We start from the raw sequence: 20,157 nt of genomic DNA, 5'->3' as shown, positions 1-20,157 counted from the left end.
GCTTCCTCGGCGTCATGTCCGGCCCCCTGGTCCGCTCCTCCTACCGCGCCGGACGACTCTGGGCCACCGCGATGCGCAAAAAAGGCCGCGAAATCCCCACGCACCTGGCCCACATTGCCGAAGGCATCCAGGACTCCGGCACCACCCGCCAGGAAGCCCGCACCCTCCTCGCACACCACGCATAGCACGTCGGCTAAAGCACGGCCAAAGGACCGGACCCCGGACAAATCCGGCGTCCGGTCCTTTGGCATAAATCACGTAGAATTAAGGCACTATGGCGAAATCCCCTGATTCCAGCAACTCGACAACATCGGCTGCCGACGCTCCCAAGCGCGGCTTGTTTTCCCGCAAGCCCAAGGAAGCCAAGGCCAAGAAGCCGAGCCAGCTGAAGCAGATCGGCGAGGTCTTCAAGATGACCCGCCGTAACGACCCCATCGTCGTGTGGCTCATGCTGCTGGCGTTCCTCGGCGTCGTTGCTGTCAGCCTCATCGTCGGGCTCCTCCTGAACAACTGGGTCACGGGCCTGATCATCGGCATCCCCTTGGGCCTGCTGGCAGCTGTCTTCATCCTCTCGCGCCGCGCGGAACGGGCGGCCTTCGCCCAGATCGAGAACCAGCCCGGAGCCTCCGGTGCGGCCTTGGGAACCCTGCGCCGCGGCTGGATCACGGAGGACCAGCCGGTCGCAGTCAACCCGCGCACCCAGGACGCTGTCTTCCGCGCCATCGGCCGTCCCGGCGTCGTACTGGTCAGCGAAGGACCTTCACACCGCGTCAAGCCGTTGGTCGACGCCGAGCGCAAGAAGCTCGCCCGTATCCTGCCGAACGTCACTATTCACGTGATCGAAAGCGGTCGTGGCGAAGGCCAAGTGCCTATCAGCCAAATAGCAAAGACCATGAACAAATACAAGAACGAGCTCACCAAGGTTGAGGTCGGCGCCGTCAGCAAGCGAATCTCTTCGCTCGGCAACCGCCTGCCGATCCCCAAGGGCATCGACCCGTACAAGGCACGCCCTGACCGCAAGGCAGCACGCGGACGCTAGCTAAAACGACAAGCCGCCCGTTCCTGGATATCCGGGAACGGGCGGCTTTTTTGTCTGCGGAAAGTTACATCCGGATGAGGATCGTGTTCATTGCCCTGTCGTGGAGGCCACGCTGGTCGGGATCGAAAACAACCGCGGGGATCACCAGGCACAGGAGGATCGTCCTGACCACAGCGGCCAATGGGCCCGCCCGTGTTCCGCCGAGCCGTACCACGTGGATGCCGGCAACCCGGTGTCCGATGCTGTAGCCCAGCGTCCCGATGAGAAGGATCTGTTCCACCGCGAAGACGGCAAGTGTTGCCCACTGGTTGCCGCCGAAGGCAAAGTTGCTGATCACCAGGGCAATGACCCAGTCGATGCAGATTGCCAGGATGCGACGGCCGGCCCGCGCCATGGAACCTGGGCCGGACTCGGGAAGGCCGAGCCGTGCTCCCGGGTACTTGGAAATTCCGGACGTGTCCGGCCCTGTGAGCCATGAACCAATATCTTTACGATCAACCACACTTCAAGCTTACGGCTTCACCATCGCACGCCCGACGGCGGGAGGCGGCGCCGGTGGGATGTTCGCTGTGTTCACAGGGAAACAGACACACCGAAGAAAGACATAGACTGGCACTGCAGTAGACCAGTAGCGTTTACACGGCAGGCAGTTCTGTAACCTGCTCGAAACAATACTGACACCCCGGGGAAATCCCCTTTCCCTATGGTTGGAGAAGTTGCTAGCCGCCGATGCAGGGATACTTTTTTGTTTCCCTGCCTTCGGTTTGCGCTGGATCAGACGGCCCTGTTGGCCTGTTACCTGTTATGCGATAGGAGCATAGATGTTCAAGACTGCGGACGAAGTCCTCAAGTTCATCAAAGACGAAGACGTAAAATTCGTCGATATCCGCTTCACCGATCTTCCGGGCGTCCAGCAGCACTTCAACGTGCCCGCCAAGAGCGTCGACGCTGACTTCTTTGTCAACGGTCAGCTCTTTGACGGATCTTCCATCCGCGGTTTCCAGGGCATCGCCGAGTCCGACATGCAGCTCATCCCGGATGTCACCACGGCTTTCATCGACGCCTTCCGCGTCGAGAAGACCCTCGCGCTGAACTTCTCCATCGTGAACCCGCGCACTGGCGACCCCTACCACCGCGACCCGCGCGGCGTGGCCGAAAAGGCAGAAGCCTACTTGGCTTCCACCGGCATCGCGGACACGGCATTCTTTGCTCCCGAAGCTGAGTTCTATGTCTTTGACAATGTTCAGTTCGAATCCTCCCCCCAGGGTTCCTTCTACAAGGTCGACTCGATTGAAGCCCCTTGGAACACGAGCCGCGAAGAAGAAGGCGGAAACCTCGGTTACAAGACCCCCTTCAAGGGCGGATACTTCCCGGTTGCCCCGGTTGACCACCAGGCTGACCTTCGTGACGCCATGTGCCTCGCGCTGGACGAAGCAGGCCTCGAAGTCGAGCGCTCGCACCACGAAGTCGGTGCCGCCGGCCAGGCTGAGATCAACTACAAGTTCACGACGCTCGTGCACGCTGCCGACGACCTGCAGAAGTTCAAGTACGTCATCAAGAACACCGCGTGGGAGTACGGCAAGTCCGTCACGTTCATGCCGAAGCCGATCTTCGGTGACAACGGCTCGGGCATGCACTGCCACCAGTCCCTGTGGAACGGCAGCGAGCCGCTCTTCTACGACGAAAAGGGCTACGCCGGCTTGTCCGACACCGCCCGCTGGTACATCGGCGGCCTGCTGAAGCACTCCTCGGCCGTTCTCGCGTTCACCAACCCGACGGTGAACTCCTACCGCCGCCTCGTCAAGGGCTTCGAAGCTCCGGTCAACATGGTTTACTCGCAGGGCAACCGCTCGGCCGGTATCCGTATCCCGATCACGGGCTCCAACCCGAAGGCCAAGCGCATCGAGTTCCGCGCTCCGGACCCCGCCTCCAACCCGTACCTGGCCTTCGCTGCCCAGCTCATGGCCGGCATCGACGGTATCCGCAACCGCATCGAGCCCCCGGCTCCGATCGACAAGGACCTGTACGAACTGCCCGCCGAGGAAGCCAAGGACATCCCCAAGGCTCCAGGTTCCCTTGAGGAAGCCCTTGAGGCCCTCCGCGAGGACAACGAGTTCCTGCAGGCCGGTGGCGTCTTCACCCAGGACCTGATCGACACCTGGATCGAATACAAGTACGAGTACGAGATCCGTCCGCTGTCGCTGCGCCCGAACCCGTACGAGTTCGAGCTCTACTACGGCGTCTAAGTAACACCGCGAGAAGCATGGGAAGGGGTCACGGGCAATCGCCCGTGACCCCTTCTCCGTTTTAAGACCGTGGTGGAAATCCCCGCCATGAGTCCCCACAAAAAAGAACGGCCGTGCCTGTCAAGACACAGCCGTCCTTTTGTAAAGGCCTCGGATCGCCGGGGCCGGACCCCCAATTTTTCCTACACCCGCCGGCGCCCGCTAATCAACCTGAAGAGGAAGACGATAATCGCCAGGACGATCAGTATCGGGGCGATCCAGAGAAGGAATCCGAGGGCCTTTACGGTGCCGCCAATGATAAAGAAAAGGATCGCGATGACCGCGACGATTCCGAGGATGACATTCATGATGTAGCTCCAGTTTCAGTCGTAAACATTCTGATGATTGCCTTTATCGCTGTGCAAACCTCAGCAACCTTACTGTAAGCATGCTTATTATTCTAATCCAGCCACGACGCGCCAGCCTCGCACTGGCCCGCGGCACCGCTTCGTTGACCCCATCGGCAAGCGCCTGACCCTCGCTCACTTATGGCGGCCCGTCACGGGACGCTCGCTCACAAATAACGGCTCTTCCCGGGACGCTCGCTCACATAAATCAAGGGACGCGTCCACCTTGAGGTCATATCTGCAGTAGCGTTGACCAGATGGACGGCATAGGTGAGCGAGCGTCCCAATTCCGCATTGCCGACCGGACCGCGCATCTAGGCTCAGTTCTCGACTATCAGTCACGACGACCCTGTCGCCGCGGTGGACGCCGTGGTACGTTCAGCGTGATCAGGATGCTTGAGAGAGTCCTCATCCCTTCCGGCTCCTGGCGCAACTTCTGAAAGCGGAGGCATACGATGACAACCTTGATGATCTTCCATGAGGTCGACGACGTTGAGCACTGGCTTAGCTCACCGAAACGGGAAGAACTCTTCGGACCCCAGGGCTTCACAGTTCGAACGTTCGTCGATCCGGGAAAAACCAACCGGGTCGGACTGATTGTCGAGGTCCCGGACATGGAAACGTTCCAGCGCATGTTGGAGTCCGAAGCTGCCGCCGAAGCGATGAAATTCGACGGCGTGCGCCCGGAAACAATCGTGACTCTCGTCGAGTCCTAGGTACCGCCTAGTCGCCGAAACCCCGGTACATCGTCCATTGCGGACCGGCGGAACCACCCAAGTACCTGCCTGTCTCGACAAAGCCCGCGTTTGCGTACGCAGCCTTGGCGGCGGGATTGTGTTCGTTAACTGAGAGCACGACGCCGGCCTGGCCTCCACCCAGCCTCGCTGTCAGCTTCTGCGCTTCCCGGGCAGCCGCCGCAGCAGACAGGGCGCCCCGGCCTCTCCCCTGGTGCTTCTGGTCGATCAAAAACCCACGCAGGAGCCAGGCGGAATCGTCGTCGGGCCATCCTGCCAAGGTTGCGGCACCAGACTGCAAGGTAAATACTCCGACGGCGGCACCTGCCGCCTCGATCACGTACGGCAAGCGGCTTTCGTCTTCCAGGCCCATGAGCATCATCTTGAACGGGTCCCCGACGAAGTCTTCCTGCCCCGCGGCCAATTCCATGACGGCGACGTCGCCGAGCGTTACGGCGCGGGCATCGTCGTCGAGATCCTTCAAGGGAATGAGCCACACGGTTTCCAGCATCCTTCGAGCTTAGCCGTCCCCGCACTCCGCGGGTCGGCTCGAGCGGCGGCTCACTGCCCGTAAAAGTCCTTCTCAAACACGGCCCGGGTCCGCCGGCTCAGGCGCAGATAGTCTTCTTCGAATACCGCGGCTTGCCCCGGAGCGTAACCACACCATCTGGCAACGGCTTCCAAATCCCTCCGAGACGCCGGGAGGAGATCGGAGGCACGCCCCGTGCAGATCACATTCGCCGAGCGGATACGGCTCGCGAGCCGCCAGGCTTCGCGAAGCAACACGATGTCACCCTTGTCGATCAGTCCCAACGACTCGATCGCGTCGAGGGCCTTGAGCGTGGAAGTGGTCCGCAGTTGTGGATGCTTCCCTGCGTGTTGGAGCTGCAGCAGCTGCACAAGCCATTCGACGTCGCTGAGTCCACCCCGTCCGAGCTTAAGGTGCCTGGCTGGATCGGCGCCTCTCGGGAGCCGTTCCGACTCAACCCGCGCCTTGACGCGCCGGATCTCCCGCACATCGGTCTCGGCGAGCGATTCCGGGTAGCGGATCGGGTTGATGAGCCAGAGGAATTCCGCGGCCAATTCGTCGTTGCCGGCCATCGGTTGTGCGCGCAACAGCGCCTGGGCTTCCCAGATGAGGGACCACCGCCGGTAATACTCCGCGTACGACTCGAGGGAACGGACCATGGCCCCGTTCTTTCCCTCGGGGCGAAGATCGGCATCAACGGTGAGGACCCGCTCCGCCAGGATGGCCGGTTTGAGGGGTTGGGTAAGCAGGGTGGAAATGTGCCCCACAATGGCAAGGGCTTGTTGCTGGGCGTCGGATTCACTCGCGCCAGGGAGCGCCCGGTGGACGTACATGACGTCGGCGTCCGAGCCGTAGCCGATCTCGCGTCCGCCTTGCCTACCCATGGCGACAACCAGCACCTGGGTCTTGGGGGGTCCCTCGGAAGCCACGATGGACTCGGCGACGTGCAAGGCGCCCAGGACCGCAGCCCGGTCGGCATCGGCCAATGCCGTGCCCACTGCATCCTGTTCGAGGAGGCCGGAACTGTCCGCGATGGCGATCCGGAGGATTTCCCGGCGCCTGATGAGCCGGATGAGCCGCATTGCATTCTCGGGATCGGCGTGGCGCGACATCTTGGATTGGATTTCCTGCCACTGGGCTTCGAAGCTAATCGGCATGAGCTCCTTGTCGGCACCTAGCCACGCAACGGATTCCGGGGAAACCTCCAGGAGATCGGCGATGAGCCGTGAGTTGGAAAGCACGTGGCAAAGCCGCTCGGCTGCCGCTTGGGAGTCCCGGAGCATTCCGAGATACCAATGGGTGGTTCCGAGGGCTTCGCTGACACGGCGGAAGGCGAGCAGTCCGGCGTCGGGGTCCACACCTTCGGCGAGCCAGCCGAGAAGGATGGGGAGCAGTTGCCGCTGCAGTGCGGCGCGCCGGCTGACCCCGGCAGTGAGGGCCTCGATGTGGCGCATGGCGCCCTGCGGGTCGCGGTAGCCGAGCGCTGCAAGCCGGCCCTGGGCGGCTTCCGGAGTGAGCCGGGCGTCTTCGGTGCTCAACTTCGCGGCCGTGTTGAGCAACGGCCGGTAGAAGATCCGGTCGTGCAGTTCTCGAACGGACCGCTTGGTCTTCTGCCAGGTTTCGATCAGGGCGTCCGGATGCGGCCTCCCCGTGGAAAAGGGCCCCAGGACGGCCTTCGCGAGGAACCGCAAAGACTCCTGGCTCGTGGGCATGAGGTGGGTACGGCGCATCTGGAACAACTGGATGCGGTGCTCAAGAACCCGCAGGTAGCGGTAAGCGGCGTCGAAGGCAGCGGCATCCACCCGGCCGATGTAGCCCCCCGCGGACAGCGCCGATATCGCCGACGTCGTATCCCGGCAACGGAGCGTTTCATCGGACTTTCCGTGGACGAGTTGCAGGAGCTGCACCGTGAACTCGACATCGCGCAGGCCGCCGGGGCCCAGTTTGATCTGGCGCTGTTCTTCCGCCGGAGCAATGTTATTCGTCACCCTGCGGCGCATCGCCTGCACGGATTCCACGAAACCTTCCCGGCCGGCCGAAGCCCACACGAGCGGCTGGACGGCCTGCTCGTAACGCGAGCCCAGATCCCTGTCCCCTGCGATGGTCCGGGCCTTGAGGAGTGCCTGGAACTCCCAGCTTTCAGCCCACTTCGCGTAGTAGCTCAAGTGGGAGGGCAACGTCCTGACGAGCGGACCGGATTTCCCTTCGGGCCGCAGGTTCGCGTCGACCTCCCACAACCCGGGTTCGGACCCCGTGGACGAAATAGCACGGGAGATCCCGGCGGCCAAGGCCGTACCGATGGTCGCGGCCTCGGCGTCCTCCAGGTCCGGCGCCTCGATCACGTAGATGACGTCGACATCGGAAATGTAGTTGAGCTCACGGGCACCGCACTTGCCCATGCCGATGACGGCGAGCCCGACGCCGGCAATATCGGCGGGATCGAAAGTCGCCCCGGCTTCTGCCCTGGCAACGGCCAGGGCAGCCTCTATCGCCGCGCCGGCGAGGTCGGCCAGTTCGGCACCGACGGCCGGCATGAAGTCCTGGGGACTGGCGGCGCAGAGGTCCTTGATGGCCAATTCGGTGAGCCCGCGCCGGTAAGCCGTCCGGAGTGCGGTGTAGGCGCTGGCTCCCGTCATCGCGGCAACGGGCCTGGGCGAGTTGGGGTCCGCCTTCACTGATCGGAGCAGCTTCGTCCGCAGCTCACCGGCGTCGGCGGACAAGGGTTCCGGGCTGACGCGCACATCGAAGACGTCCAGATGTTCCGGATGCCTGATCAGGAACTCCCCCAAGGCCTCGGATGCGCCCAGCAAGCGGTAAAGCGGCTCACTGCGATCCGGGTGCTCCCCCGCGAGCTGCCTGAGTGAGGGATGCTTCTCGATCAAGCGCACGAGCGACTGGAGCGCGGTGTCCGGGTTCGCGCTCAGGTGCAGACCGGCAAAGATCGTGTCCTGGTCGATGCCGTCGAGTTCACGCGCGGCAAGGAACCGTTCACCTTTTTCAAGATCGCTGAAACCGGCAGAGATGAGCCGGCGGGCCAGGCTCACACTCACAGCCTAGAGAATGCCGAGATTGCGCTTGAGCTCGTAAGGCGTGACCTGGAGCCGGTAGTCCTGCCATTCCGCACGCTTGTTGCGCAGGAAGTGGTCAAAGACCTGTTCGCCGAGGATGTCCGCTACGAGTTCCGAATCCTCCATGGCGCGGATGGCATCGTGGAGGCTGGCCGGCAGCGGTGTGTGACCCATCGCCTTGCGCTCGGCCGAGGTCAACGACCAAACGTCGTCCTCCGCCGCGGCCGGAAGGTCGTAGCCTTCCTCGATGCCCTTGAGCCCGGCACCGAGCAACACGGCGTAGGCGAGGTACGGGTTGGTGGCGGAGTCAATGCCGCGGTATTCGATCCGTGCGGACTGGCCCTTGCCCGGTTTGTAGAGCGGCACGCGAACCAGGGCCGAACGGTTGTTGTGCCCCCAGCTCAGGTAGCTCGGCGCTTCGCCGCCGCCCCAGAGACGCTTGTACGAATTGACGAACTGGTTGGTGACCGCAGTGAATTCCGGCGCGTGGCGGAGGATACCGGCAATGAACTGGCGAGCGGTCTTGGACAACTGGAATTCGGCGCCGGCTTCGTAGAAGGCATTCGTGTCACCCTCGAACAGCGAGAAGTGGGTGTGCATGCCTGAACCCGGGTGGTCGGTGAACGGCTTGGGCATGAAGGTGGCGTAAGTGCCCTGCTGGAGGGCCACTTCCTTGATGACCGTGCGGAAGGTCATGATGTTGTCCGCCGTCTGGAGGGCGTCCGCGTAGCGGAGATCGATCTCGTTCTGGCCGGGTCCGCCCTCGTGGTGGCTGAACTCCACGGAGATGCCCACGGATTCCAGCATGGTGACTGCCGTGCGACGGAAGTCTTGTGCCACGCCGCCGGGCACGTGGTCGAAGTAGCCGCCTTCGTCAACGGGAACAGGAACGCCGTTGGCGTCAAGGTCCTGGGACTTGAGGAGGTAGAACTCGATCTCAGGATGCGTGTAGCACGTGAAGCCCATGTCCGCGGCCTTGGCGAGGGTGCGCTTGAGCACGTTCCGGGGGTCGGCAGCCGACGGCTCGCCGTCGGGGGTCAGGATGTCGCAGAACATCCTCGAGGTCTGCTCGGTTTCACCGCGCCACGGAAGGATCTGGAACGTGGACGGGTCGGGCTGGGCCAGCATGTCGGACTCGAACACCCGGGCGAGGCCCTCGATGGCCGAACCGTCGAAACCCAGGCCTTCCTCGAAGGCGCCTTCCACTTCCGCCGGTGCAAGTGCCACCGATTTCAGGGAACCGACGACGTCGGTAAACCACAAGCGTACGAAGCGCACATCACGCTCTTCGATAGTTCGCAGAACGAACTCTTGCTGGCGGTCCATGGGGCCTCATTTCCGGGTCAACGTCCATGCCGCGGATTCGGGGTTCGAAGCCAACGACAACTCAGCATTCACTCTACTAAGCATTGGCCCGGAATGGCTGCACCCCCGGTTCGCGTAACACAGCGTTTACAAATGTGAGGCTCCTCATGCGCCGGTGGCTAGGACGCCCGGTACCGCATACGCTCTATTCATGGCCCCAAGCAACAGTTCCGATTCCAGCATGCCCGCCGAAGTTCCTGCGCCTTACGGAACCGGACCTGCCACTGCAGGTTCCGGGGCTTCAGCGGACGCTTCAACGCCGAAGCCCGCCGCGAGGATCCGCACCCATCACCTTCAACAAGCCAAGGCAAAGGGTGAGCGCTTTGCAATGCTGACCGCCTACGAGCAATACACGGCTGAGATTTTCGACCAGGCCGGCATCGAGGTCCTGCTGATCGGCGATTCGGCCTCCAACAACGTCTTCGGGAACGAAACCAGCCTCCCTGTGACCGTCGACGAGCTCCTCCCCTTGTGCCGCGCGGTGGCCCGATCCGCCAAACGTGCCTTGGTAGTGGCAGATCTCCCCTTCGGCAGCTACGAAGTGTCGCCGGAGCAGGCCGTGGCAACCGGTGTCCGCTTCCTGAAGGAAGGCCTGGCACACGCCGTCAAGATCGAAGGCGGCGCGTTCTATGCGGGAACTGTGCGCGCCATGGTCCAGGCAGGCATTCCCGTCATGGCGCACATCGGATTCACCCCCCAGAGCGAACACTCACTGGGCGGCTACCGCGTCCAGGGCCGGGGCGATGACGCCGCGCGCTTGGTCGAAGACGCCGTTGCCCTCGCAAATGCCGGGGCGTTCTGTGTGCTCATGGAGATGGTTCCCGCGGAAACCGCAGCCGCCGTCGACGCCGCTATCGACGTGCCCACGATCGGAATCGGTGCAGGCAACGCAACCACGGGACAGGTCCTCGTGTGGCAGGACATGGCCGGACTGCGCGGCGGCAAGATGGCCAAGTTCGTCAAGCAGTATGCGGATCTGCGCACTACCCTGAGTAACGCAGCGAAGGCGTACGCCGACGACGTCAGGTCCGGCCACTTCCCCGGCCCGGAGCACTCATTCTAGGAGGACACAGCCTCAGTCCTCGTCGTCCTTGTCCCACGCTTCGTTGCGGGCTTTGACCTTTTCGAGGGCGTGCTCGGCTTCCTCGCGCGTCTTGTAAGGACCGATCAGCTGGGACCAGTCGGACAACGCGTCCTCTTCGATTTGGTGTGTCTGAACGTTGTACCAGAACTCCGCCACGGTTTCTCCTTTTCGAATCCCGCCGTAAGCTCGGCGGGGACGGTCGCCCTACGCGCGGGCCGATATTTAGCTACTTAGTTACTTGCGTCTCGTGCGTCCCTTATATGATCAATCTATGCCTTCTCCCGCTCTGACCGCACCCATCGGCACGCTCACCCGTGGAACCGTCAGCCCGCAGCTGCCCGTACCGGCGTCCATCCCGCGCCCGGAGTATGTCGGCAAGCCAGGACCCGCGAAGTTCACCGGTTCAGAGGTCAAGTCGGCGGAAACCATCGAGAAGATCCGCATCGCCAGCAAAATTGCGGCCCAGGCGATCGTCGAGGTCGGCAAGCACATCGAGCCGGGCGTCACCACCGACCAGTTGGACCGGATCGGCCACGAGTTCCTTCTGGACCACCACGCCTACCCGTCGACGCTTGGCTACCGAGGCTTCCCCAAGTCCCTGTGTTCCTCGCTCAACGAGGTCATCTGCCACGGCATTCCGGACAGCACCATCGTCCAGGACGGCGACATCCTGAATATCGACATCACGGCCTACATCAACGGCGTCCACGGCGACACGAACTACACCTTCCTGGTGGGAGACGTCGACGAAGAGTCCCGGCTGCTGGTTGAACGTACCCAGGAGTCGCTGAACCGGGCCATCAAGGCCGTCGCGCCGGGCCGCGAAATCAATGTGATCGGCCGGGCCATCCAGTCCTACGCGAAACGTTTCGGCTACGGCGTTGTCCGCGACTTCACCGGCCACGGAGTCGGCGAGGCCTTCCACACGGGCCTGATCATCCCCCACTACGACGCCGCGCCGGCCTACAACACCACGATCGAAGCCGGCATGGTCTTCACGATTGAACCCATGCTCACCCTCGGAACCATCGAGTGGGACATGTGGCCCGATGATTGGACAGTAGTCACCCGCGACCACAAACGCACCGCGCAATTCGAACACACCCTGCTGGTCACCGAGACCGGCGCCGAAGTCCTGACTCTTCCTTAAGCTCTCCGGAAGGTCACCTGCAGCCGTTCGTGCTGCGACATGCCCACCCCTCCTGCCATGAACGGAAACGCATTGACCAAGAAGGATGAGAAGATCCACAAGAACGGCCCGCTGATCGGCATCGACGTCGGTGGCACCGGCATCAAGGGCGGCATCGTCGATCTCAAGAAGGGCAAGCTGCTCGGGGACCGTCTCCGCATTCCCACGCCGCAGCCCGCAACTCCCGAAGCCGTCGCCGAAGTGGTCGCACAGATCGTCGAAGAGTTGTCGGCCCGCGAGGACGCCCCGGCCAAGGGTTCGCCCGTGGGAGTCACCTTCCCAGGAATCATCCAGCACGGCGTGGTCCGCTCTGCCGCCAACGTGGACAAGTCCTGGCTCGACACCGACATTGATTCGCTGCTCACCAAGCGCCTGGACCGCCCCGTCGAGGTCATCAACGACGCCGACGCGGCCGGCCTCGCTGAAGCCCGCTACGGCGCAGGCGAAGGCGTCGACGGCACAGTCCTGGTCATTACGCTCGGCACGGGCATTGGCTCGGCCTTCATCTTCAACGGACACCTCGTGCCCAACGCCGAACTCGGCCACCTCGAAGTGGACGGCCACGACGCCGAAACGAAGGCATCCGCCGTCGCGCGTGAACGCGACGGCTTGAGCTGGGAAGAGTACAGCGTGCTGCTGCAGCGCTATCTCTCCCATGTCGAGTTCCTGTTCTCCCCCGAGCTCTTCATCATCGGTGGCGGCATTTCGAAGCGCTCGGACGAGTACTTCCCGCACTTGGATCTGCGGACCCGCATCGTCACGGCGGAACTGAAGAACGACGCCGGAATCGTGGGGGCCGCACTGGACGTGGCCCTCCACCACAAGCTCGCCAAGTAGCAGGGCAGCCTTCCGGATGGACGACGGCGTGCCCGACGTCGCGATTGTCACCGGCGCGAGCCGGGGCATCGGCGCGGCCATAGCCCTCAGGGCTGCCGCCGCGGGGTACGCCGTCGTCGTCAACTACTCAGCGGACGCCGACGGCGCACGGAGCGTTGTCGCGGAAATCCAGGCCAAAGGCGGAACGGCCTGCAGCGTACAGGCCGATGTCAGCGACCCCTCGCAGGTTATGTCGCTCTTTGATTCCGCGTCCGCCGTAGGCAGGGTCACCACGGTGGTCAACAACGCCGGAATCACGGGCAACCTCATCGGCAATCTCATTGACGTGCCGAGTGAAACGATCCGTCGCGTCATGGACGTCAACGTCAACGGATTGATCTTTGTCTGCCAGGAAGCCGTTCGACGCCTTTCCACCGCCAATGGCGGGCCTGGCGGCTCCATTGTCAACGTTTCCTCGACTGCGACCAAAGCCGGTTCGCCGGGCACGTGGGCGCACTACGCCGCGAGCAAAGGCGCTGTTGATGTCCTGACAGTGGGCCTCGCGTCCGAGGTGGCACGGCACGGGATCAGGGTGAATTGCGTGGCTCCCGGGAGCACCAACACCGGATTGCACGCTGCTGCGGGGATGCCCGACCGCGTGGAACGGCTCAACCCGGGGATCCCCATCGGCAGGGGCGCGGAACCCGATGAGGTGGCCGCTGCCGTGTTGTGGTTGATATCCGACGACGCCGGTTACATCACGGGAGCCGTGCTCCCGGTCTCCGGCGGACGGTAGAAGTGGTGCCGGTGGTGGCCTCGGCTTCCCCTCCGCTGCCACCACCGGAGCTAGATAGGGCTCTTCTCGGAGCTCTTGCCCTTGGCGCCCTTTGCTGCGTTCTCGGCCGCTGCCGTTTCGGCTTCGTGGCGGAGCAGGGAGATGGCCGATTCGAAGTCCTCAAGCGATTCGAAGGCCTGGTAAACGCTGGCAAAACGCAAGTAGGCGACCTCGTCCAGTTTCTGGAGTGGTCCAAGGATGGCCAGGCCGACCTCGTGGGCGTCGATTTCCGCCGCACCTGACGATCGGATGTTCTCCTCGACTTCCTGGGCCAGCATCGCAAGGTCATCCTCGGTCACGGGACGGCCTTGGCAGGCCTTGCGAACGCCGTTGATGATCTTGATCCGGCTGAAGGGTTCTCCCACGCCTGAACGTTTGATGACGGAAAGGCTGGTGGTCTCCACCGTGGTGAAACGGCGTCCGCACTCGGGGCACTGGCGCCGACGGCGGATGGCTGAGCCGTCGTCGGCCATTCGACTGTCCACAACGCGTGAGTCGGGGTTTCGGCAGAACGGACAATACACGCTGGGCCTCCCCTGTTCGGTTCCGGCCCCCTGCCGCGGCATCAGCCGGGAACGCAAAAGGTGCCGGAAGTTTGACTTCCGGCACCAGTTTACGGCTACATAAGGCCTAATGACAAGACTGTAATTACTATATGTAGTGGTTGTTACCCATACATGTAGTGGTTTAGGCCCCCGCGAAACGAATCTTGACAGCGTCGCCGTGGCCGGGAAGGTCCTCGGCATCGGCGAGGCTCACGATGTGCCTGCTGACCTGTTCGAGGGCAGCCTTGTTGTAGTTGATCACCTGAACGGCACGCAGGAATGTTGTCACGTTCAGGCCGGACGAGAAGGCTGCAGTGCCGCTCGTGGGCAAGACATGGTTGGATCCTGCACAATAGTCTCCGAGGCTGACCGGGCTGTAGTCCCCCACGAATACCGCGCCGGCGTTGCGGATCCTCGCGGCGACCGCGGCCGCGTCCGCCGTCATGATTTCCAAATGCTCGGCCGCGTACGCATCGCAGACCGCAATGCCCTGCTCGAGATCGTCCACCAGCACCACGCCCGACTGGGGGCCCGACAATGCCGTGGTGACCCGTTCGCCATGCTTCGTGGTTCCCGCCTGCACCGCGAGTTCCCGCTGCACAGCGGAGGCGAGTTCCTCGGAATCGGTGATCAGGACAGACGCCGCCTTGGGGTCGTGCTCGGCCTGGCTGATGAGGTCCGCGGCCACAAGCTCCGGACGGGCCGAAGCATCCGCCAAGATGGCGATCTCGGTAGTGCCGGCCTCCGAGTCGATCCCCACGACGCCTTTCACAAGCCGCTTGGCGGTGGCCACGAAGATGTTTCCGGGGCCGGTCACAACATCCACGGGCTCGATGGGCTGATCATCGACATCTCCTGGGATGCCGTAGGCAAACGAAACAATCGCCTGCGCGCCTCCGATGGCGTACACCTCGTCAATACCGAGCAAAGCGGCCGCGGCCAGGATGGTGGGGTGGGGCAAGCCCCCGAAGTCCTTCTGGGGCGGAGAAGCCAGCGCGATCGATGCCACCCCGGCGGCCAGTGCCGGAACAACGTTCATGATCACCGAGGACGGGTAGACTGCCAGACCGCCGGGAACATACAGTCCGACGCGACCCACCGGTACCCAGTTCTGGCTGACGACGGCGCCGTCCCCCAGTTCCACATCGACGTTCGCGGGCCGCTGGCCGTCAGCAAAGCGCCGGGCACGACGGATGGATTCCTCGAGGGCCTCCCGGACGGACGGGTCCAGGTTTTCAAGGGCTTCGGCAAGGGCGGCGGCGGGCACGCGCGGGTGGGACTGTTCCACGCCGTCGAACGCCAACGCGAACTCACCAAGCGCTTCGAAGCCGCGGGAGCGGACAGCGGCAATGATGTCCAGGACTTTTTGCTCGGCGTCCGCCATGGTCTGATGCTTGGCCCGGGGCACCACGGCCCGCAGTTCCGCCAAGGTCAGGGACCGTCCGCGCAAGTCAATGCGGCGGAAGTCCAGGGACTGGGCGGCGGTGTCGGCAGGATTCTCCGGAGAAATGGTCACCAGATCATTTTACGGGGCGAGCGGCTGTGCCTCCGGCTGCTTTCCCATCAAACCGAAAAGAATCAGGAGGAATGTCACGAGGGAAGTCGCCCCCGGCCACAGCAAGAGTGCTGTGGCGGACCGCAAAGAGAAGCCATCACTTCCGCTTGTGGCAGGACCCCACCATTGTGCGGCCAGCAGACCCACTTGCCAGGCCACCAAGGCCCCCGCCGCACCACCCAGGACTGCCAGGAAGGTGCGGATGCCGTGCCCCGGCTTCCGGACCTTGCTGTCGAGCAGGACCGCCGTGAAGCAGCCGGAAAGCAGCAGCAGCCCGGCCAGGACCAAGTCCCTCGGGAGCCGCCCCGCAGAGGCAGTGGGATCGGCAAGGGCAGGATTTCCGGAGATCACGTTGAGGCCACCCGGGGCCAACAGCCACCAGGCGAGGCCCAGGCCAACGCCCGAGGCGACGGGCACGGCGAGCCAGAGCCACCATTTGCCGTCCCGCTTGCCCGTGTCCGCGTCCGTGTCCGTCGTTGGGGCGGAGTCGAGAAGGTTCGATGTTGGCTTGGTCATGACACAAACATTAACAAACGTTTCTGGACGCTCAACAAGCAAGCGTCCCGGCGAACGGCGGAATACGCTGAATCCACCAGCGTTATTACAAATAGCTCACTCAGGAGATCGGGCAAAGTGGCTTCGGACAATTCGGCTTTTGAAGCAACATTCAAGCAAATGTTCCGCCGGCATGCCGCCGGGGTGGCCATCATCACTGCCGACCTCAACGGCAAGCCTTTCGGTTTCACAGCGACGTCCGTCGCTTCGCTGTCGGCCGAACCACCACGCTTCACGTTCAACATGTCCCGCAGTTCCAGTTCCTGGCCCGCGGTGGCGAATTCGACATATATCGGCCTGCACATGCTCGGCCTCGAGAACCAGGCTCTCGCAGACCGCTTCGCCCGCACCCAGGAACGGTTTGAAGGCGATCACTGGGAGCCGGGGCCCTTCGATGTCCCCATCCTCAAGAACGTTGCCGGCTGGCTGATCGGCAAGATCCAGATGCGCCTGTCCTTCGAAAACAACGCGATCGTGGTGGTGGAGGTTGTCGACGGACTAGTCGGCGACGACGACACCCCGCTGCTCTACCACTCGGGCTCCTACGGCCAGCCGGTTCCGCTCGACTATGAAATCTAGTTAAAGCAGGAGATCTTTCGTCACCGGCCGGCTGGTTCAGCGAGCCGCGGGACCAATCAGCTGTCCAGGCAGGTCGGGCCAAGAAGTACCTTGAGGTCACCGAAAAGCGACGGGGTGGGATTCACGCGCAAGTGCACCGGCAGGCCCATGACCTCGACCTTGGAATCACCCTGCAAGTGTAGCCTGACCTCGGAGTTCCCCCGGTGGGTGGTCAAAACGTCGCGAAGGTCAGTGACCACGGCCTCGGTTGCCTTGTACGTGGGCATCGTGATGACGAGGGGACCGTTGGTGCTTTCGCTCAAGTCCGGAACCGAGAGTTCCATGCAGTTCAAGGTGACTGCACCGTCGTCGCGCCGCTGCAAACGGCCCTTGACCACCACGATCAGGTCCTCCGCGAGCACCGAAGCGATCGGGCCGTACACCTGGCCGAAGAACATGACCTCGATGGAAGCTCCCAGGTCTTCGATCTCCGCCCGCGCGTAGGCGTTGCCGCTTGCCTTGGCGATCCTTCGGCTGAGCGAGGTGATCATGCCCGCGATGGTGACGATGGCGCCGTCGTGCGGTCCGTCTTCTCCGAGGATCGAGGTGATCGACTGCTCGGCATGCTGGCTCAGCACGCCCTCAAGCCCTTGCAGGGGGTGGTCCGAGACATAGAGTCCCAGCATGTCCCGTTCGAAGGCGAGCTTGTCTTTCTTTTCCCATTCCGGCAGGTCCGGGATCTCGGTGCTCAGGGAGGCTTGCGGCTCCTGGTCCTCGAATCCGGCGAAGAGATCGAACTGGCCGATCGCTTCATTGCGCTTGAGCGTGATGACGGAGTCAATCGCTTCTTCGTGGACCATGGCCAGCGCACGGCGGTGATGGCCAAGGGAGTCGAACGCGCCGGCCTTGATGAGGGACTCGATGGTCCGCTTGTTGCAGACCACCGCCGGAACCTTCATGAGGAAGTCCTTGAAGGAAGTGTAGGCACCCTCGCTCGCGCGGGCTGCCACCATGGCTTCCACCACGTTGACGCCGACATTGCGGATAGCCCCCATTCCGAAGCGGATGTCCGTTCCCACAGGAGTGAAGTTTAGGCTTGACTCATTGACGTCCGGCGGCAGGACCGTAATGCCCATTCGCCGGCATTCATTGAGGTAGATGGCCGATTTGTCCTTGTCGTCGCCCACGGACGTGAGCAGGGCGGCCATGTATTCGGGGGCGTAGTGGGCCTTCAGGTACGCAGTCCAGTAGGAGATGACCCCGTACGCGGCGGAGTGCGCCTTGTTGAAGGCGTAGTCGGAGAACGGAAGCAGGATGTCCCACAGGGTCTTGACGGCCTCCATGGAGTAGCCGTTGTCCTGCATGCCCTGGGAGAAGCCTGCGAACTGCTTGTCCAGTTCGGATTTCTTCTTCTTGCCCATGGCGCGGCGCAGGATGTCGGCTTGACCCAGTGAGTAGCCGGCCAGTTTCTGGGCCACGGCCATGACCTGCTCCTGGTACACGATGAGCCCGTACGTTCCGCCGAGGATTTCGGCGAGCGGTTCCTCGAGTTCCGGATGGATCGGGATGACTTCCTGGATTTTGTTCTTGCGCAGGGCGTAGTCGGTGTGCGCGTTGGCACCCATGGGACCCGGCCGGTACAGCGCCAACACGGCGGAGATGTCTTCGAAGTTGTCAGGCTTCATGAGCTTGAGCAGCGACCGCATGGGCCCGCCGTCGAGCTGGAAGACGCCCAAAGTGTCGCCGCGAGCCAGCAACTCGTACGACGCCGGATCGTCCAACGCCAAGTGCTCGAGATCGAGGTCGACGCCCCGGTTCATCTTGATGTTTTCCAGGGCGTCGGAAATGATCGTCAGGTTCCTCAAGCCGAGGAAGTCCATCTTGATCAGGCCGAGGCCTTCGGACGTCGGGTAGTCGAACTGCGTGATGACCTGGCCGTCCTGGATGCGGCGCATGACAGGAATGACGTCGATGATGGGGTCCGAAGACATGATGACGCCAGCGGCATGGACGCCCCATTGCCGCTTCAGCCCCTCAATGCCCAGCGCGGTCTCGAAGACCTTTGCGGCCTCAGGGTCCGTGCTGATCAGCTGGCGGAAGTCGCCGGCCTCGCCATAGCGCTTGGCCTCCGGGTTCTGGATGTCCGCGAGCGGGATATCCTTGGCCATCACCGCCGGCGGCAGGGCCTTGGTGAGCTGTTCACCCATGCTGAACGGGTAGCCGAGCACGCGGGACGAGTCCTTCAGCGCCTGCTTGGTCTTGATGGTGCCGTAGGTGACGATCATGGCCACGCGCTCGTCGCCGTACTTCCGCGTGACGTAGTCGATCACCTCGGAACGGCGACGATCATCGAAGTCGACGTCGAAGTCGGGCATGGACACGCGGTCCGGGTTGAGGAAGCGCTCGAAGATCAGGCCATGTTCCAGCGGGTCGAGGTCGGTGATGCGCATGGCGTACGCCACCATGGAGCCCGCGCCGGAACCGCGGCCGGGGCCCACCCTGATCCCGTTGTTTTTGGCCCAGTTGATGAAGTCTGCCACCACGAGGAAGTAGCCAGGGAAGCCCATGGAGGTGATGACATCAAGCTCATAGTCGGCTTGCTTGCGTACCTTGTCCGGGACGCCGTTCGGGTAGCGGTAATCGAGTCCAGTGGCTACTTCCTTGACCAGCCAGGACGTCTCGTCCTCGCCGGGAGGGCATGGGAACCGCGGCATGTAGTTCGCGCCCGTGTTGAAGGACACTTCGCAACGCTCGGCGATCAGCAGGGTGTTGTCGCAGGCCTCGGGATGGTCGCGGAACAGCTCCCGCATCTCCTGCGGTGACTTCAAGTAGTAGCCGCTGCCGGAGAAGGCGAATCGGGAGCCGCCGTTGTCATAGGTGGGCTCGAGCAGCGTGGAGCCCGACTGGATCGCCAAGAGGGCCTCATGGGCCTTCGCGTCATGCTCATGCGTGTAGTGGAGGTCATTGGTGGCCACGAGCGGAAGCTTCAGTTCCTTGGCCAAACGCAGCAGATCGCCGGTGACCCGCCGCTCGATGTCCAGGCCGTGGTCCATCAGTTCGCAGAAGTAGTTTTCCGCACCGAAGATGTCGCGGAACTCGGAGGCCGCAGCCAGGGCCTCCCGGTATTGCCCCAGCCGAAGACGGGTCTGGACTTCACCCGAAGGGCAGCCGGTGGTGGCGATCAGGCCTTCGGAATACGTGTTCAGCAACTCCCGGTCCAGGCGGGGCCATTTGCCGAACACCGAGTCGAGGGAAGCAATCGAGGATGCCCGGAACAGATTGCGCATGCCTGCGTTGTTGTAGCTCAACAACGTCATGTGGGTGTAGGAACCACCACCGGAGACGTCGTCCTTGCGCTGGCTTTCGTCGCCCCAGCGGACGCGCTCCTTGTCGCCGCGCGCCGTGCCCGGCGTGACATAGGCTTCGACGCCGATGATCGGCTTGATGCCTTTGTCCGTGGCCTTCTTCCAGAAATCGAAGGCACCGAACAGGTATCCGTGGTCCGTGGTGGCCAGCGCAGGCATGCCCAGCCGCTCGGTCTCGTCGAACAACTCGGTAAGACGGGCCGCGCCATCCAGCATGGAGTATTCGGTGTGGGTATGCAGATGGACGAACGAGTCATTGCTGGAAGTCACCACGACAGTCTACCGGCA

Annotated in this window: 18 protein-coding genes and 1 pseudogene; 9 read left to right on the top strand and 10 right to left on the bottom strand. The window is 63.0% G+C overall.

Going from position 1 to position 20,157, the window contains the following annotated elements; genetic code table 11:
• Both QRN52_RS05735 and QRN52_RS05730 read left to right on the top strand, forming a co-directional pair.
• Positions 1-185: pseudogene (locus tag QRN52_RS05735) on the top strand (lipoyl synthase); the annotation flags it as partial.
• A gap of 89 nt (positions 186-274) precedes the next feature.
• Positions 275-1,039 (top strand): DUF4191 domain-containing protein, encoded by a 765-nt coding sequence (locus QRN52_RS05730; protein WP_284751790.1) that lies wholly within the window; start codon positions 275-277, stop codon positions 1,037-1,039.
• Positions 1,040-1,103: 64 nt separating this feature from the next.
• Here QRN52_RS05730 and QRN52_RS05725 read toward each other — a convergent pair whose 3' ends face one another.
• Positions 1,104-1,541 carry an RDD family protein gene (locus QRN52_RS05725; RefSeq protein ID WP_284751789.1) on the bottom strand — a complete coding sequence of 146 codons (438 nt, stop codon included), beginning with the start codon at positions 1,539-1,541 and terminating at the stop codon, positions 1,104-1,106.
• 319 nt (positions 1,542-1,860) lie between these two features.
• Here QRN52_RS05725 and glnA point away from each other — a divergent pair, with 319 nt between their 5' ends.
• The gene (gene glnA / locus QRN52_RS05720) at positions 1,861-3,285 is read left to right on the top strand and encodes a type I glutamate--ammonia ligase (protein ID WP_284751788.1); all 1,425 of its coding nucleotides are present in this window, start codon (positions 1,861-1,863) and stop codon (positions 3,283-3,285) included.
• A gap of 182 nt (positions 3,286-3,467) precedes the next feature.
• Here the strand turns inward: glnA and QRN52_RS05715 are convergent, their stop codons facing one another.
• Positions 3,468-3,632: a DUF2207 domain-containing protein gene (locus QRN52_RS05715; protein WP_148667595.1), complete on the bottom strand. Its 165-nt coding sequence runs from the start codon at positions 3,630-3,632 to the stop codon at positions 3,468-3,470.
• Between the two features lie 494 nt (positions 3,633-4,126).
• On the opposite strand from QRN52_RS05715, the gene QRN52_RS05710 reads away from it, so the two are divergent.
• Positions 4,127-4,387 (top strand): hypothetical protein, encoded by a 261-nt coding sequence (locus QRN52_RS05710; RefSeq protein ID WP_284751787.1) that lies wholly within the window; start codon positions 4,127-4,129, stop codon positions 4,385-4,387.
• Between the two features lie 7 nt (positions 4,388-4,394).
• On the opposite strand, the gene QRN52_RS05705 is transcribed toward QRN52_RS05710, so the two are convergent.
• The 3 genes from QRN52_RS05705 to QRN52_RS05695 are packed head-to-tail and all read right to left on the bottom strand — an operon-like array spanning position 4,395 to position 9,328.
• On the bottom strand, positions 4,395-4,916 hold the full coding sequence (locus QRN52_RS05705) for a GNAT family N-acetyltransferase (protein ID WP_284751786.1): 522 nt from the start codon (positions 4,914-4,916) through the stop codon (positions 4,395-4,397).
• Positions 4,917-4,966: 50 nt separating this feature from the next.
• Positions 4,967-7,978, bottom strand: a complete 3,012-nt coding sequence (locus tag QRN52_RS05700; RefSeq protein WP_284751785.1) for a bifunctional [glutamine synthetase] adenylyltransferase/[glutamine synthetase]-adenylyl-L-tyrosine phosphorylase — start codon at positions 7,976-7,978, stop codon at positions 4,967-4,969.
• 9 nt (positions 7,979-7,987) lie between these two features.
• Positions 7,988-9,328 carry a glutamine synthetase family protein gene (locus QRN52_RS05695; RefSeq protein WP_284751784.1) on the bottom strand — a complete coding sequence of 447 codons (1,341 nt, stop codon included), beginning with the start codon at positions 9,326-9,328 and terminating at the stop codon, positions 7,988-7,990.
• Between the two features lie 190 nt (positions 9,329-9,518).
• Between QRN52_RS05695 and panB the strand changes: the two genes are divergently transcribed.
• Entirely contained in the window at positions 9,519-10,430 is a 912-nt protein-coding gene (gene panB / locus QRN52_RS05690; RefSeq protein WP_284751783.1) for a 3-methyl-2-oxobutanoate hydroxymethyltransferase, read from the top strand.
• Between the two features lie 12 nt (positions 10,431-10,442).
• Here the strand turns inward: panB and QRN52_RS05685 are convergent, their stop codons facing one another.
• Positions 10,443-10,607 carry an SPOR domain-containing protein gene (locus tag QRN52_RS05685; RefSeq protein WP_234753867.1) on the bottom strand — a complete coding sequence of 55 codons (165 nt, stop codon included), beginning with the start codon at positions 10,605-10,607 and terminating at the stop codon, positions 10,443-10,445.
• Between the two features lie 115 nt (positions 10,608-10,722).
• On the opposite strand from QRN52_RS05685, the gene map reads away from it, so the two are divergent.
• The 3 genes from map (at position 10,723) to QRN52_RS05670 (ending at position 13,252) form a co-directional block, all read left to right on the top strand.
• Complete coding sequence (gene map, locus QRN52_RS05680) at positions 10,723-11,601, top strand: type I methionyl aminopeptidase (RefSeq protein WP_284751782.1); 879 nt, start codon at positions 10,723-10,725, stop codon at positions 11,599-11,601.
• Between the two features lie 72 nt (positions 11,602-11,673).
• On the top strand, positions 11,674-12,477 hold the full coding sequence (gene ppgK, locus QRN52_RS05675) for a polyphosphate--glucose phosphotransferase (RefSeq protein ID WP_284751795.1): 804 nt from the start codon (positions 11,674-11,676) through the stop codon (positions 12,475-12,477).
• A gap of 16 nt (positions 12,478-12,493) precedes the next feature.
• The gene (locus QRN52_RS05670; RefSeq protein ID WP_284751781.1) at positions 12,494-13,252 is read left to right on the top strand and encodes an SDR family oxidoreductase; all 759 of its coding nucleotides are present in this window, start codon (positions 12,494-12,496) and stop codon (positions 13,250-13,252) included.
• Between the two features lie 50 nt (positions 13,253-13,302).
• Here the strand turns inward: QRN52_RS05670 and nrdR are convergent, their stop codons facing one another.
• The 3 genes from nrdR to QRN52_RS05655 form a co-directional block, all read right to left on the bottom strand.
• The gene (gene nrdR / locus QRN52_RS05665; protein WP_284751780.1) at positions 13,303-13,815 is read right to left on the bottom strand and encodes a transcriptional regulator NrdR; all 513 of its coding nucleotides are present in this window, start codon (positions 13,813-13,815) and stop codon (positions 13,303-13,305) included.
• Positions 13,816-13,978: 163 nt separating this feature from the next.
• Positions 13,979-15,352: a histidinol dehydrogenase gene (gene hisD / locus QRN52_RS05660; protein WP_284751779.1), complete on the bottom strand. Its 1,374-nt coding sequence runs from the start codon at positions 15,350-15,352 to the stop codon at positions 13,979-13,981.
• Positions 15,353-15,361: 9 nt separating this feature from the next.
• Positions 15,362-15,907, bottom strand: a complete 546-nt coding sequence (locus tag QRN52_RS05655; protein WP_284751778.1) for a hypothetical protein — start codon at positions 15,905-15,907, stop codon at positions 15,362-15,364.
• 159 nt (positions 15,908-16,066) lie between these two features.
• Between QRN52_RS05655 and QRN52_RS05650 the strand changes: the two genes are divergently transcribed.
• A complete protein-coding gene (locus QRN52_RS05650) occupies positions 16,067-16,525 on the top strand; it encodes a flavin reductase family protein (protein WP_390282185.1) in 459 nt (152 codons plus the stop codon).
• Positions 16,526-16,581: 56 nt separating this feature from the next.
• Here QRN52_RS05650 and dnaE read toward each other — a convergent pair whose 3' ends face one another.
• On the bottom strand, positions 16,582-20,139 hold the full coding sequence (gene dnaE / locus QRN52_RS05645) for a DNA polymerase III subunit alpha (RefSeq protein WP_284751776.1): 3,558 nt from the start codon (positions 20,137-20,139) through the stop codon (positions 16,582-16,584).
• Between the last annotated feature and the right edge of the window lie 18 nt (positions 20,140-20,157).

This window comes from Arthrobacter sp. efr-133-R2A-120 (assembly GCF_030209835.1).
Classification (GTDB): domain Bacteria; phylum Actinomycetota; class Actinomycetes; order Actinomycetales; family Micrococcaceae; genus Arthrobacter.
This window is presented reverse-complemented; position numbering and strand designations above follow the sequence as displayed.

Excerpts from the sequence above, each read along its gene's own strand:
- QRN52_RS05710 (WP_284751787.1), top strand. The coding sequence starts at position 4,127 with ATGACAACCTTGATGATCTTCCATGAGGTCGACGACGTTGAGCACTGG.
- QRN52_RS05695 (WP_284751784.1), bottom strand. The coding sequence starts at position 9,328 with ATGGACCGCCAGCAAGAGTTCGTTCTGCGAACTATCGAAGAGCGTGAT.
- QRN52_RS05730 (WP_284751790.1), top strand. The coding sequence starts at position 275 with ATGGCGAAATCCCCTGATTCCAGCAACTCGACAACATCGGCTGCCGAC.
- QRN52_RS05715 (WP_148667595.1), bottom strand. The coding sequence starts at position 3,632 with ATGAATGTCATCCTCGGAATCGTCGCGGTCATCGCGATCCTTTTCTTT.
- QRN52_RS05705 (WP_284751786.1), bottom strand. The coding sequence starts at position 4,916 with ATGCTGGAAACCGTGTGGCTCATTCCCTTGAAGGATCTCGACGACGAT.
- panB (WP_284751783.1), top strand. The coding sequence starts at position 9,519 with ATGGCCCCAAGCAACAGTTCCGATTCCAGCATGCCCGCCGAAGTTCCT.
- glnA (WP_284751788.1), top strand. The coding sequence starts at position 1,861 with ATGTTCAAGACTGCGGACGAAGTCCTCAAGTTCATCAAAGACGAAGAC.
- map (WP_284751782.1), top strand. The coding sequence starts at position 10,723 with ATGCCTTCTCCCGCTCTGACCGCACCCATCGGCACGCTCACCCGTGGA.
- QRN52_RS05655 (WP_284751778.1), bottom strand. The coding sequence starts at position 15,907 with ATGACCAAGCCAACATCGAACCTTCTCGACTCCGCCCCAACGACGGAC.
- QRN52_RS05650 (WP_390282185.1), top strand. The coding sequence starts at position 16,067 with ATGTTCCGCCGGCATGCCGCCGGGGTGGCCATCATCACTGCCGACCTC.
- QRN52_RS05670 (WP_284751781.1), top strand. The coding sequence starts at position 12,494 with ATGGACGACGGCGTGCCCGACGTCGCGATTGTCACCGGCGCGAGCCGG.